At 68.5% G+C, this 12,851-nt stretch carries 12 protein-coding genes, 1 tRNA gene and 1 pseudogene; 5 read left to right on the top strand and 9 right to left on the bottom strand.

What is annotated here, in order from left to right:
• Positions 1-3 precede the first annotated feature (3 nt).
• Positions 4-76, bottom strand: a tRNA-Lys gene (locus HSO01S_RS10050).
• A 102-nt stretch (positions 77-178) separates the two neighbouring features.
• Between HSO01S_RS10050 and HSO01S_RS10045 the strand changes: the two genes are divergently transcribed.
• The 3 genes from HSO01S_RS10045 to HSO01S_RS10035 all read left to right on the top strand — a co-directional run bounded on the left by HSO01S_RS10045 (position 179) and on the right by HSO01S_RS10035 (position 2,620).
• On the top strand, positions 179-808 hold the full coding sequence (locus HSO01S_RS10045) for a DNA-directed RNA polymerase subunit beta (protein WP_066040963.1): 630 nt from the start codon (positions 179-181) through the stop codon (positions 806-808).
• Positions 809-1,127: 319 nt separating this feature from the next.
• Positions 1,128-1,730, top strand: a complete 603-nt coding sequence (locus HSO01S_RS10040) for a sigma-70 family RNA polymerase sigma factor (RefSeq protein WP_084361539.1) — start codon at positions 1,128-1,130, stop codon at positions 1,728-1,730.
• Entirely contained in the window at positions 1,727-2,620 is an 894-nt protein-coding gene (locus HSO01S_RS10035; protein ID WP_066040962.1) for an anti-sigma factor, read from the top strand. Before HSO01S_RS10040 ends, HSO01S_RS10035 begins: the two co-directional genes overlap by 4 nt.
• Before the next feature lie 80 nt (positions 2,621-2,700).
• Here the strand turns inward: HSO01S_RS10035 and pstB are convergent, their stop codons facing one another.
• The 6 genes and pseudogenes from pstB to HSO01S_RS10005 form a co-directional block, all read right to left on the bottom strand.
• Positions 2,701-3,480, bottom strand: coding sequence for a phosphate ABC transporter ATP-binding protein PstB (pstB, locus tag HSO01S_RS10030; RefSeq protein ID WP_066040960.1), 780 nt, complete (start codon positions 3,478-3,480; stop codon positions 2,701-2,703).
• Between the two features lie 57 nt (positions 3,481-3,537).
• A complete protein-coding gene (pstA, locus tag HSO01S_RS10025) occupies positions 3,538-4,641 on the bottom strand; it encodes a phosphate ABC transporter permease PstA (RefSeq protein ID WP_169799973.1) in 1,104 nt (367 codons plus the stop codon).
• Positions 4,642-4,874: 233 nt separating this feature from the next.
• A pseudogene (gene pstC / locus HSO01S_RS10020) lies at positions 4,875-5,864 on the bottom strand (phosphate ABC transporter permease subunit PstC); the annotation flags it as partial.
• Between the two features lie 144 nt (positions 5,865-6,008).
• Positions 6,009-7,139, bottom strand: a complete 1,131-nt coding sequence (gene pstS / locus HSO01S_RS10015) for a phosphate ABC transporter substrate-binding protein PstS (RefSeq protein ID WP_066040958.1) — start codon at positions 7,137-7,139, stop codon at positions 6,009-6,011.
• Between the two features lie 183 nt (positions 7,140-7,322).
• Entirely contained in the window at positions 7,323-8,252 is a 930-nt protein-coding gene (locus HSO01S_RS10010; RefSeq protein ID WP_066040957.1) for an NUDIX hydrolase, read from the bottom strand.
• Positions 8,249-10,429, bottom strand: a complete 2,181-nt coding sequence (locus HSO01S_RS10005; RefSeq protein ID WP_066040954.1) for an RNA degradosome polyphosphate kinase — start codon at positions 10,427-10,429, stop codon at positions 8,249-8,251. Before HSO01S_RS10005 ends, HSO01S_RS10010 begins: the two co-directional genes overlap by 4 nt.
• 163 nt (positions 10,430-10,592) lie before the next feature.
• On the opposite strand from HSO01S_RS10005, the gene HSO01S_RS10000 reads away from it, so the two are divergent.
• Positions 10,593-10,928 carry a helix-turn-helix domain-containing protein gene (locus HSO01S_RS10000; protein ID WP_066040951.1) on the top strand — a complete coding sequence of 112 codons (336 nt, stop codon included), beginning with the start codon at positions 10,593-10,595 and terminating at the stop codon, positions 10,926-10,928.
• Between the two features lie 21 nt (positions 10,929-10,949).
• Here HSO01S_RS10000 and mshD read toward each other — a convergent pair whose 3' ends face one another.
• Together mshD and HSO01S_RS09990 are read right to left on the bottom strand one after the other, a co-directional pair.
• Positions 10,950-11,852, bottom strand: coding sequence for a mycothiol synthase (gene mshD / locus HSO01S_RS09995; protein ID WP_066040950.1), 903 nt, complete (start codon positions 11,850-11,852; stop codon positions 10,950-10,952).
• Positions 11,821-12,513 carry a response regulator transcription factor gene (locus HSO01S_RS09990; RefSeq protein ID WP_066040947.1) on the bottom strand — a complete coding sequence of 231 codons (693 nt, stop codon included), beginning with the start codon at positions 12,511-12,513 and terminating at the stop codon, positions 11,821-11,823. The genes mshD and HSO01S_RS09990 overlap by 32 nt, the downstream gene beginning before the upstream one ends.
• A gap of 66 nt (positions 12,514-12,579) precedes the next feature.
• Here HSO01S_RS09990 and HSO01S_RS09985 point away from each other — a divergent pair, with 66 nt between their 5' ends.
• Positions 12,580-12,846: a hypothetical protein gene (locus tag HSO01S_RS09985; protein ID WP_157079011.1), complete on the top strand. Its 267-nt coding sequence runs from the start codon at positions 12,580-12,582 to the stop codon at positions 12,844-12,846.
• Positions 12,847-12,851: the final 5 nt, after the last annotated feature.

Here is a 12,851-nt window from a genome sequence, read left to right as displayed (position 1 = left end):
GGGTGGGCCCGGAGGGGCTCGAACCCTCGACCCGCGGATTAAAAGTCCGATGCTCTGCCAACTGAGCTACAGGCCCTCGCCCACCAATCTAGCGCGAATCGGGGTGGCGGATGCGCGGGCCGTTCGCTCTGGGCGTGAGGCGGCCCTCCGCATCCACGAGTGGGGGATGATGGATCGCATGGCTGACGACTTCCACAAACCCACCCTTTTCGAGGGGCGCAGCTTCGAGGCCTTCAAGGGCGGGGAGGATCCGGCCCAGATCAACCGCGTCGCCCATGAGACGGCCGGGGCCCTGCTCAGCCGGGTGCGCGAGGATCCCCAGCCCGAGGTGATCGACCGCCTGCTCGCCTTCACCGACGACCACGGCATCGACGCGGTCGCCGAGCTGTGGTCGCGCGCGTCTCCGCGCAGCCTGCCGGGGAGCCTCTGGCGCATCTACCTGCTGCGCGTGCTGATCCGTCAGGATCCCGAGCAGGCGAGCTACTTCTTCGAGCGCGGCACCGAGGTCATCCCGAGCATCGACCCCGTGGTGGCCGGCGCGGAGTCGCCCACCGGACCCAAGGAGATCACCGAGCTGGCCGACCAGATCCTGCGTGGGCTGTTCACCGGCGACTTCGCGATCGCCCTCGAGCGGGCCGCCGCCTTCTGCCGGATCATGGCACAGGGCTGCCTCTCGATCGCCGACGACGCCGAGATCGGCGCGCCCGAGACGGCATCGACGCTCACCACCCGCGCTCTCCGCTTCGAGACGATCGGCGACGAGCTGACCCGCTCGGCCGCCCTCTGGCGCACGGACGAGCTCGACTAGAGCCGAACTGGGCGCATCCCGAAAATCGCATCCACATCCACTCCACGCATCCGAGCAGTTCGAGTTCCGGGTAAACTGGTGGAGCCGGGCCGCAGTAACCCCGGGCTCCAATATTCGCCGCTCCGAGCGGCCTTCCGCCGAGAGGCGTTCTGCGGCCCGGCACTCATCTCCCCGCGAGCAGGCGCCGCGGGCGGCCTCGCGATCCGGTGTCTCCGAACACCGAGATCCGCTCTAGGCAATCCAGGCGCGCCTTCACTCCGAATACCTGCTGTGGACGTCGACCGAGGTACCCGAAGCACGATCCGGAGCGTGACCTGTCATGCTTGAGCTCGTGAGTTCAGACCGAGGGCCGACCGACGCCGAGAACATCGATGCCGTCGTCTCCTTCGAGAGCCTGCTCGAACTCGTCTCCCAAGGCGATCAGCAGGCCTTCGCAGATCTGTACGACCGGACCGCACCCCGTGTGCTCGGTCTGATCAAGAGAGTGCTCGTCGACCACGCGCAGTCCGAAGAGGTCGCCCAGGAAGTCTTCCTGGAGATCTGGCGGACCGCGACGAAGTTCGACGGACACCGTGGCAGCGCGATGTCGTGGATCCTCACGATGTCGCACCGCCGGGCCGTGGACCGCGTGCGGTCCTCCCAGGCCGGGCACGACCGCGACGAGCGGATCGGGCTCCGCGACATCGAGACCGATTACGACAATGTCAGCGAGACCGTGGAGATACGGATCGAACACGAGAGGGTGAAACGGGCCATGCAGCAACTCACGGCATTCCAGCGCGAAGCCATCTCGCTCGCGTACTACGGCGGTTACAGCCACACCGAGATCGCCGGCATCCTCGCCATCCCCGTCGGCACCGTGAAGACGCGGTTGCGTGACGGGATGATCCGGCTCCGAGACGAAATGGGCGTGACGTCATGACCGACGACGACCGCGATCCGCGACTGCTCACCGGCGCCTACGCCCTCGATGCGGTCTCGCCTTCCGAGGCCGAGGCCATCGAGCGGGCCGCCGATTCCTCCGAGAGCCTCCGCGAGGAGCTCGACGGACTGACCGGCACCGCCACCCTCCTCGGGCTGGCGGCGACCCCGGTCATGCCCTCCGCCCGGCTGAAGGCCGACCTGATGGCGAAGATCGCCCTCACCCCGCAGCTGACCAACGACCCGCCGGCGTCGTCCTCCACGCCGATCTCGGCGGTCGAGGCGTCCGCTTCGGCGGCACCCGCGGCACCGGCTCCGGTCGCCGACGCATCGGCGGCCTCAGCGGCACCGTCCGTGGCGTTGTCGACCGAGTCGGATGCGGTGGCCGGCCCCCGCGAGACCGCCGCACAGAGGCGCTGGTTCACCCGGCCCGTCGGCATCCTGACCGCTGCGGCGGCGGCAGCCGCGCTCTTCCTCGGCGGCGGATTCGTGGGCAGCGCCCTCGTGAACTCCGGCTCCTCCACCACGGTGATCGACGCGGCCGCCTCGCAGCTCGCCCAGCTCACCGCGGCGGACGACGCACAGCGCACCACGGTCGCGGTGCAGGGCGGCGGCAATGCCACGGTCCTGTGGTCGAACGAGCTCGGCCGCTCGGCGGTGCTCGCCGACGGGCTGCCCAGCCTGCCCGACGGCAAGGTCTACGAGGCCTGGTACATCGACTCCGACGGCGCCGCCCCCGCCGGCACCTTCACGGCGGCCGGCACCGGCACCTCCTGGCACGTGCTCGACGGCGCGCTGACCCCGGGTGACGCCGTGGGCGTCACGGTCGAGCCGGCCGGAGGCTCCCAGGCCCCGACCACCGATCCCATCCTGGTCGTCCAGAGCGCCTGAGCCCACAGCACCCAGCCTGCAGCACGAAGAAGCCCCCTCACTCGATCGAGAGAGGGGGCTTCTTCGTGGTCGGCGTCAGCTCAACCGAAGCGACCCGAGACGTAGTCCTCGGTGGCCTGCACGGTCGGGTTCGAGAAGATCGTCGTGGTGTCGTCGAACTCGATCAGCTTGCCGGGCTTGCCGGTGCCGGCGATGTTGAAGAAGGCCGTCTTGTCCGAGACGCGCGAGGCCTGCTGCATGTTGTGGGTCACGATCACGATCGTGTAGTCCTGCTTGAGCTCCTCGATCAGGTCCTCGATCGCGAGGGTCGAGATCGGGTCGAGGGCCGAGCAGGGCTCGTCCATCAGCAGCACGTCGGGGGAGACCGCGATCGCGCGGGCGATGCAGAGGCGCTGCTGCTGGCCACCGGAGAGGCCCGAGCCCGGGAGGTTCAGGCGGTCCTTCACCTCTTCCCAGAGGTTCGCACCCTTGAGCGACTTCTCGACCAGGTCGTCGCCGTCGCTCTTGGAGAGGCGCTTGTTGTTCAGGCGCACGCCGGCCAGAACGTTGTCGCGGATGGACATCGTCGGGAACGGGTTCGCCCGCTGGAAGACCATCCCGACCTGCCGACGCACGAGCACCGGGTCGACGCCGGGAGCGTAGAGGTCGTTGCCGTCGATCAGCACCTCGCCCTTCACGTGGGCGCCGGGGATGACCTCGTGCATGCGGTTGAGCGTGCGGAGGAAGGTCGACTTGCCGCAGCCGGAGGGGCCGATGAAGGCGGTGACGGTGCGGGGCTCGATGTTGATGTTGACGCCTTCGACGGCGAGGAAGTCGCTGTAGTAGACGTTGAGGTCGTTGACTTCGATGCGCTTGGACACTGCTGATCCTTCTTCGTTGTGCGTTCTGAGACGGGTGCGTGACGGGCCGGCGGCGGGTTACCGCGAGCCCTTGGGCGCGAACACCCGGGCGACGACGCGGGCGATGAGGTTGAGGATGACCACGAGGATCACCAGCAGCAGCGCCGCACCCCAGGCGGAGGCGTTGGATGCCGCGATGTCCTGCCCCGGGAACTTGTAGCCGGTGTACGCCATGACGGGCAGCGTCTGCATCGGGCCCTCGAAGGGATTGGCGTTGAAGTTGTCGGTGAAGCTCGCGGCCATGAAGATGGGGGCCGTCTCGCCGATCACGCGGGCGATGGCGAGCATCACACCGGTCACGATTCCGGCGATCGCGGTCGGCAGCACGATCTTCGTGATCGTGCTGAACTTCGACACCCCGAGGGCGAACGAGGCCTCGCGCAGGTCGCCGGGCACGAGGCGCAGCATCTCCTCGCAGGAGCGCACGACGATCGGGATCATCAGCACCGACAGCGCGACCGAGGCCGAGAAGCCGCTGAAGGCTTTCGGGCCGACGATCAGGCTGAACAGCGAGAAGGCGAACAGACCGGCGACGATCGACGGGATGCCGGTCATCACGTCGACCAGGAAGGTCACGGTCCGCGCCATCCACTGCTTAGGCTGGGCGTACTCGACCAGGTAGATCGCGGTCAGGATGCCGATCGGGATCGAGATGAGCGCTGCGATGCCGGTGATGATCAGCGTTCCGACGATGGCCTGCCAGGCGCCGACCTTGGTCGTCACCTCGAGGGTGTCGGGATCGAAGACCGAGCCGGAGGTCTGCGTGATGAAGTCCCAGCTGATCGAGCCGATGCCGTTGCTGACGACCGTGATGAGCGTCGAGATCAGCGGTGCGAGCGCGAGCAGGAACGCGACCGTGACGAGGCCGCGGATGACCCGGTCGGTCGCCTTCCGGCGGTTCTCGACCACCGAGGAGAGGATGCCGAGGGCGATCAGGTAGATCACCGCGGTCAGCACGAGCCAGCCCGCGATGTTGAAGCCCATCAGCAGCAGGATGACGGCGGAGAGCGCGAGGGAGGCGCCGAGCACGTACCACTCGACGTAGCGGGGGAGCTGACCCGAGGTCAGGGCGTTCCCGATCGGTGCGACCGGGCGGGGGGTGGGGGTGATGGTGGCGCTCACGCGTCGTCTCCCTGTCGCTTCTCGGTGCTGTCGGCGGGGCGGTCGTCGGCGACGAAGGGTCCGGAGACTCCCGCATCCGCCTCTTCGGCGTCGATCTCGGGCTCGGCCACGTCGGCGCCCTCGGTGTGGCCGGCGGCGGCCTTGCGGGCGAGCACGTCGTCGACGGCGAGCACCGTGCTCGGGTCGGACGGCGGCAGCTGCGCCATCATCTTCGAGCGCTTCCGCTTCGCGCCGGCGCCGGCGCGGCCGGCGATCACGCGGGCCAGCATGTTGACGACCAGCGAGATGACGAACAGCAGGAGGCCGGTGCCGATCAGCGCCTCGCGCTGGAGGGTGGTGGCGATCGGGAAGTTCAGGGCGATGTTCGCGGCGATGGTCTGCGAGTTCTCACCCTCGGTGAGCATCCGCACCGACACGAGGATGGCGGGGGAGATGATGAGCGCGATGGCCATCGTCTCACCCAGCGCGCGGCCCAGGCCGAGCAGGGTGGCGCTGATGACGCCCGAGCGGCCGTAGGGGAAGACGGCCATCTTGATCATCTCCCACTTGGTGGCGCCGAGCGCCAGCGCGGCCTCTTCGTGCAGACGCGGGGTCTGCAGGAAGATCTCGCGGGAGATGGAGGTGATGATCGGCAGGATCATGACGGCGAGCACGACGCCGCCGGCCAGGATCGTGGAGCCGGTGGTCGAGACCTGGCCGCCGAACAGCGGGATCCAGCCCAGGTAGGTGTTGAGCCAGTCCGACAGCGGCAGCAGGAAGGGGCGGATCACGATGATGCCCCAGAGACCGAAGACGATGGAGGGCACCGCGGCGAGCAGGTCAACGAGGTAGCCCAGGATGCCGGCCAGGCGGCGCGGCGCGTAGTGCGAGATGAAGAGGGCGATGCCGATGGCGATCGGGGCGCCGATGACGAGGGCGATCGCCGCGGAGAACAGGGTTCCCCAGATCAGCGGGCCCACGTAGGTCCAGAAGTTGGCATAGCCGGCGGTGGGGCCCTCGTTGAGGTCCGAGTTGCTCGGCCAGTCGGCCATGATCGCCGGGATCGCCTGGATGATCAGGAACAGCGCGACGCCGGCCAGGATCACCATGATCGAGGCGGCGGATGCGGTGGAGAGCCCGAGGAAGATGCGGTCGGCCGGGCGGGCCTTCGCACGCGGCGGCCGCGATGCCTTCTTGGAGGATCGCGGGCCGCCGGGTGCGGATGCCGATCCGGTCGCCGTCAGGTCGTCCGCACGAGTGGGCCTCGCGGCGGATTGAACTGCTGTGTTGTCGCTCACTTCACTCTTTCTCGAGGGTATCGGTGTGGACGAGCCTGACGGCGGATCGGACGGGTGGTGCGGGTGTTCGGGTCGTGCGGTGGTGCGGTGTTACTTGATCAGCTCGAGGCTGGTCGCGATCTCGGCCTGCATGTCGGCCGGGATCGGGGCGGAGCCGGCGTTCTTTGCGGCGACCTGCTGGCCGACCTCGCTCGCGACGAACGAGATGTAGCTCTTGGTGAGCTCGGCCTGCGTCGAGTCGGCGAAGGTGGTGCAGAGGATCGCGTAGGAGATCAGCGGGATCGGATACGCGTCGGCGTCGGTGATCTTCGTGTAGTCGATCTTCTGCGCGAGGTCGCCCTTGATTCCGGTGTCCTGCGTCGCCGCGGCCTCGGTGAAGGCGTTGGAGGCGCCCTCGGCGCTGAACGGCACGAAGTCCGTGCCGGTCCCGACCTGGATGTTCGCCGAGGTCAGCTCGCCGATGGCGCTGTGGTCGGCGTAGCCGATCGTGCCGTCGCCGGCCTTGACGGTGTTCACGACACCCGAGCCGCCCTGCTGGGCGCTCGAACCGGCGATCGGCCAGGCGTTGCCGGGCGCGTTCGTCCAGATCGAGGGCTGGGTCTGGCTGAGGTAGTTCGTGAAGTTGGTCGTGGTGCCCGAGCCGTCGGACCGCGTGACGGTCGTGATGGCGGTGGAGGGCAGGGTCACGCCGGGGTTGTCGGCGGCGATGGCCGGGTCGTTCCAGGTGGTGATCTGGAGCGAGAAGATCTTCGCGATGGTGGCGGAGGACAGGTTGAGGTCCTTGACGCCGGCCAGGTTGTAGATGACCGCGACGCCGTCGAGGTAGATCGGGAGGTTCAGCGCGCCGCCGGGGCCGCAGAGGGTCTGGGCCGAGGTCTGCTGCTCGGCCTTGAGGGGCGAGTCCGAGCCCGCGAAGTCGTAGCTGCCGGCGAGCCAGTTGGTGACGCCACCGCCCGAGCCCTGCGACTTGTCGTAGTTGATGGTGACGCCCTTGGCCTGAGCCGTGAAGGCGGTGACCCAGGCGGCCTGGGCGTTCGCCTGCGCGCTGGAGCCGCCGGCGGTGATGGTGCCGGCCAGGGCGCTGTAGTCGATCGCCGCCGTGGTCGGCGTGGTGGAGGCGTCAGGCGTTCCGCTGCTGCTGCTGCCGCTTGCACAGGCGGAGAGAGCCAGGGCGGTCGCCAGGGCGAGAGTGCCCACCGCTGCCACGTTCTTGAGCTTCACTGTGTTCCCTTCGAATTGGGTGTTTCCGCCACGGCCGGAGTGAAAGGTCGAGTCATCGATGCAGGCGCGCGCGGGTCGGGTCGGTGCTGACCCGTCAGTGACACTAGGTGCGGCGTTTGACCAGTCACCCGCACGAAGGTGAACGAGAGGTTAACGGATCGGGTCGATCGGCGACGGATTCCGTCAGGAGTGCGGTGTGTGCGTCTCGATCGCGATGATGCCGGCGCCCGGCCGGTCGACCGAGAGGTGAAGGACGGAGAAACCCGCGACCGGCAGATCTCCGGCCCGCGACACCGTGACGGCGGGCGCGGTGCCGGTCACCCGTGCGACCTCGCGCACGATCTCCGGCAGCACCGGGCCGTGGCTGCAGAGCACCACGGTGGTCTGTTTGCGCAGGCGCTTGGCGACGACCTGGCGGATGTCGCTCTCGGCCGACTCGTAGGCATCCTGGCTGATCAGCGCGGTCTGCTTGACGGGCAGCTTCAGCGCCTTGGAGAGCGGTTCGACCGTCTGGCGGCACCGGACGGCGGTGCTCGTGACGATCTTCTCGACGCCGAAGGCCCGAAGGCCCGGCACGATCGCCTTCGCCTCCGTGCGTCCGCGCTCGGTGAGGGTGCGTTCGGCGTCGGGGCCGTGGAACTGGTACGGCGGGATGGCCTTGGCGTGACGGAGGGCGATGATCGCGAACGTGCGGGTCACGCCCTCGTCGACGAGCATCCGGAACCGTTCGACGATCTGGCCGTCGCGCTCGTAGGTGAGGGCCGCGGCCGCCTTCTTCAGCGGCAGCCACTCGAGGGCGGCGACCTCGTCGCCCGGCAGGAAGGTCGAGGCCGCGATCGCCTCGTCGGTGGCCTCGGCCGCCCAGTAGTGCACGACCTTCTCGCGGCCGTTGGGCATCGTGTAGTTCGTGACGCCGAGGGGCACGCCGAGCGTGACCGCGAGGCCCGTCTCCTCGACGACCTCGCGCACGGCGGTCTGCGGCAGGGTCTCGCCCGGGTCGACCTTGCCCTTGGGCAGCGAGATGTCGCGGTGGGCCGCACGGTGGATGACGAGCACCTTGATCTTGCCGTCGACCACCCGCCAGCAGACCGCTCCGGCCGCGAAGACGGTCACCGCGTGGTGCCCGGACGCTTGCGGCGGCTGATCTGCTGCATGAGCAGATCCTGCATGTCGATCAGCGGGGCGCCGTCGGCGTCGACGTCGTGCCTGGTCCAGATGCCGTCGGCGTCGAGGGCCCAGCTGGAGACCTTGTCGCTCATCGCGAGGTCGAACAGGCCGTCGATCTCCTTCAGGTGGTCGGGGTCGACCAGGCGCACCAGCGCCTCGACGCGGCGGTCGAGGTTGCGGTGCATCATGTCGGCGCTGCCGATGTAGACCTGCGGATCGCCGTCGTTGACGAACGAGAACACGCGCGAGTGCTCGAGGTAGCGGCCGAGGATGGAGCGCACGCGGATGTTCTCGCTCAGCCCCTCCTGCCCGGGCTTCAGCGAGCAGATGCCGCGCACCCAGATGTCGATCGGCACCCCGGCCTGGCTGGCCCGGTAGAGCGCGTCGATGATCGCCTCGTCGACGATGGAGTTGAGCTTGATCTGGATGCCGGAGGGCAGGCCCTTCCGTGCGTTCTCGGCCTCGGCGTTGATGCGCTTGAGCAGGCCCTTCCGCAGGTGCAGGGGTGCCACCAGCAGGCGCTTGAATTTCTTCTCGATCGCGTAGCCGGAGAGTTCGTTGAACAGCCGGGTCAGGTCTTTGCCCACCTGGTCGTCGGCGGTCAGCAGCCCCAGGTCTTCATAGATGCGCGAGGTCTTGGGGTTGTAGTTGCCGGTGCCGATGTGGCTGTAGCTCTTCAGCCGGCCCTTCTCCTGCCGGATGACGAGGGCGAGCTTGCAGTGGGTCTTGAGGCCCACGAGCCCGTAGACCACGTGCACGCCCGCCTTCTCGAGCTTGCGGGCCCAGGAGATGTTCGCCTGCTCGTCGAAGCGCGCCTTGATCTCGACCAGGGCCAGCACCTGCTTGCCGGCCTCGGCCGCGTCGATCAGGGCCTCGACGATGGGGGAGTCGCCGCTCGTGCGGTAGAGCGTCTGCTTGATGGCGAGCACGTGCGGGTCGGCGGCGGCCTGCTCGAGGAAGGCCTGCACGCTGGTCGCGAACGACTCGTAGGGGTGGTGGAGCAGGATGTCGCCGCGCGAGATGGCCTTGAAGATGTCGGGCTTCGCGTTGGGCTCGGGCGGCAGGAGGGCCGCGGCCGTGGTCGGCACGTGCTTGGGGTACTTGAGGTCGGGGCGCGGGATGCGCGTGAGGTCGAACAGGCCGCCGAGGTCGAGCGGCGAGGGCAGCGTGTACACCTCCTGATCGGTGATGTCGAGCTCACGCACGATCAGGTCGAGGGTCACCTGATCCATGTCGTCGCTGATCTCGAGGCGGATCGGCGGGCCGAACCGGCGGCGCAGCAGCTCCTTCTCGAGGGCCTGCAGGAGGTTCTCGGTCTCGTCCTCCTCGACCTCCACGTCCTCGTTGCGGGTGACGCGGAAGACGTGGTGCTCGACGATCTCCATGCCGGGGAACAGGTCGCCCAGGTGGTTCGCGATCAGGTCTTCGAGGGTGATGAAGCGCAGCTCGTCCGGGGTCTCGCGCTGGTCGACGCGGATGAACCGGTTGAGCACCTGCGGCACCTTGAGGCGCGCGAACTCTTCCTTGCCGGTCTTGGAGTTGCGCACCCGCACCGAGAGGTTGAGCGACAGCCCCGAGATGTAGGGGAACGGATGCGCGGGGTCGACCGCGAGCGGCATCAGCACGGGGAAGATCTGCTGCGAGAAGATCTCGTGCAGGTTGACCCGGTCGGCTTCGTCGAGCTCGTCCCAGGTGATGATGCGGATGCCGGCGTCGGCGAGGGCCGGGCTGACCAGGTCCTTCCAGGCCAGGGCGTGGCGCATCTGCAGCTCGTGCGCCTTGGTCGAGATGTCAGCCAGCACATCGGTGGGGCGGCGGCCCACGTTGGTGGGCACGGCGAGGTCGGTGAGGATGCGGCGCTTCAGCCCCGCGACCCGCACCATGAAGAACTCGTCCAGGTTCGACGCGAAGATCGCGAGGAAGTTCGCTCGCTCGAGCACCGGGAGCGTCGGATCCTCGGCCAGTTCGAGCACCCGTGTGTTGAACGCCAGCCAGCTGAGCTCGCGGTCGAGGTAGCGGCCCTCGGGCAAGGGGTCGGTACTGTCCACCGGCTCGAGCTCGTCGTAATCGTCGTCGAAGTCGGTGACGATGCCGGCGTCGAGCGAGATCATGTCGTCGTCCATCCCAACATCATGTCACCCGGAGGTGTCTCGCGAGGATCCCCGAGTGGTGAGCTAAGCTCAGTTAGAGCTGGGGTGTAGTGCGGCGCAGGTTCCGGGGTGAAGCGTTGGCGCATGGTGTGTGGGCGCTCTGGTGACGTGGGCGTGCGGTTGTTACACATGAGGGGTGTCCTCCGTCCTCTCCGCTGCCGCCCTCGAACTCGGGGCGCGCATCCGCGACGAGCGCCTGCGCTTCGCGATCAGCCAGATGGAACTGGCCGATCTCGCGGCCCTCCATTTCACAAATCTCGGCAAGATCGAACGGGGCCAGGCGAACCCGTCGCTGCACACGATCCTCCGGATCGCCGCAGCCCTGAACCTCGATCCCTCGGTGCTCGTCGACGGCCTGACCGCCGATCACCTCCCCGAGCGCGCCCGTCGCGTGACGGTCGCCGACCTGGTCCGCGCGCAGGGATCCCCCTCGCGCCCGTCCGCTCCGCCCCCGCCGGAGAAGACGGGCTAGCAGAGGTGACGGGCTAGACGCTCAGCGGCGGCGGAAGGGGGCGCGCTGGAGGTACTGCACGTCGATCGTGTGCTCGGTGAAGCCGAGGGAGCGGTAGAGGGCGACGGCCCGCTCGTTGTCGGCGTCGACGAAGAGCGCCGCGTGCCGGCATCCACGTTCCACCAGACGGGCGAGACCGCGGTTCATCAGGATGCGGCCGAGGCCCTGCCCCGCGTGCCCCTCCTCGACGCCGATCACGTAGATCTCACCGACCCGGTCGTCGCCGGGCTCGATCTTCAGCCAGTTGTAGCCGATCATCCGACCCGTCTGGTCGCGGAGCAGCAGGAAGTCGCCCGGCTCGAACCACGGCTCCGACATCCGGAACCGGAGGTCGTCGGCGGTCAGCCCGCCCTGCTCGTCGTGCTCGGCGAAGATGCGGGCGTTCAGCTCGACCCACTCGTCGATGTCGGCGCCGCCCTGGAACGCCCCGATCGAGAACCCCGGCGGGAGGTCTCCGCCCGAGGCCGTCTCGACCAGCTCGCGGCGCAGCTGCAGCAGCGTGCGCACGGCGTCGAAGCGGTGCGTGGCCGCGAGCCGCCGGCTGGCAGGGTGATCGCCGTGCGCCCAGGCGCGGAGCGGCCCGTCCGAGTTGTTCGCGAGCACGATCTCCAGCAGCTGCCGGCCGAGTCCCTCCTCGCGCCACTCGGGGTCGATCACGAACTCGAGCTCGCCCTGGCCCACCACGGCCGCGCCGACGACGGTGCCGGTGCCGGGCCCGCCGCGCTCGGCGAGCAGCAGCGACCGCGACCCCTTGCCGATGTCGACGAGGGCCTGGTCGTTGAAGGGCTGCTGCCCGTCGACCAGGGCGGCCCGGGCCATCAGCCGGAGGAAGGGCTCGCGCCCGTCATCGGGATTACTGACTGAGAGAGTGAGCGAGTCGCTCATTGTCGTCCTCGAAGAAGTTGAACCGGTACCCGACGTTGCGAACGGTGCCGATCAGCGATTCGAGGTCGCCGAGCTTGGCGCGCAGCCGTCGCACGTGGACGTCGACCGTGCGGGTGCCGCCGAAGTAGTCGTAGCCCCAGACCTCGCTGAGCAGCTGCTCGCGGGTGAAGACCCGCGAGGGGTGCATCGCGAAGAAGCGAAGCAGCTCGAACTCCTTGAAGGTGAGGTCGAGCGGGCGCCCGTGCACCCGTGCCGAGTAGCTGGCCTCGTCGATGACGACGCCCGAGGCCTGGATCTTCGAGGTCGACTGATCCTGCACCTGACGGCCGATGGCCAGCCGGATGCGCGTGTCGACCTCCGCGGGCCCCGCCGACTCGAGCACGACGTCGGCTGCACCCCACTCGGCGCTCACGGCGGTGAGGCCGCCCTCGGTGAGGATGAGCACCACGGGCACGCCGATCCCGGTCGTACTGAGGATCTTGCAGAGGGACCGCGCCGAGGACAGGTCGTGACGGGCGTCGACGAAGATCAGATCGCTGTTCGGGGTGTTCACGAGCTGCGAGGCCTCAGCCGGGATCTGACGGGTGCGGTGGCTCAACAGCGAGAGTGCGGGTAACACCTCGCGGTCGACCGCAGAGGTCAGGATCAACAACTGCGCCACGTAAGATCCTCCAGAGAACGCCTGCGGTACATACTATCGGGCAGAATGGCGGGTATGAGTCTGCTCATGAGAAGCGTAGTCCCGGTCTGGATGCTGTCGATCCTCGCCGTGATCGCCGTGGGCGTCTTCGTCTCGCCGGGCGACTACCTGCTCTTCCTGCCGCTCGTGCTGGGGCTCGCCCTGGTCGTGACCTTCGGCATCCAGCTCATCGTGCCCGTGCGGAAGGGCTTCGTCGACCGGGTGTCGGCCAGCCTCGGCGGAGCCGTGCTGGTCCTCGCGATCGCCACGGTCGTGCTCGCCCCTCTGGCATTCTCCGCAGGCGCTAAGCTCTAAGGCAT

Source organism: Herbiconiux solani NBRC 106740, assembly GCF_001571005.1.
GTDB lineage: Bacteria > Actinomycetota > Actinomycetes > Actinomycetales > Microbacteriaceae > Herbiconiux > Herbiconiux solani.
The sequence above is the reverse complement of the archived record's forward strand: the minus strand, read 5'-3'. Positions and strand labels throughout refer to the sequence as shown.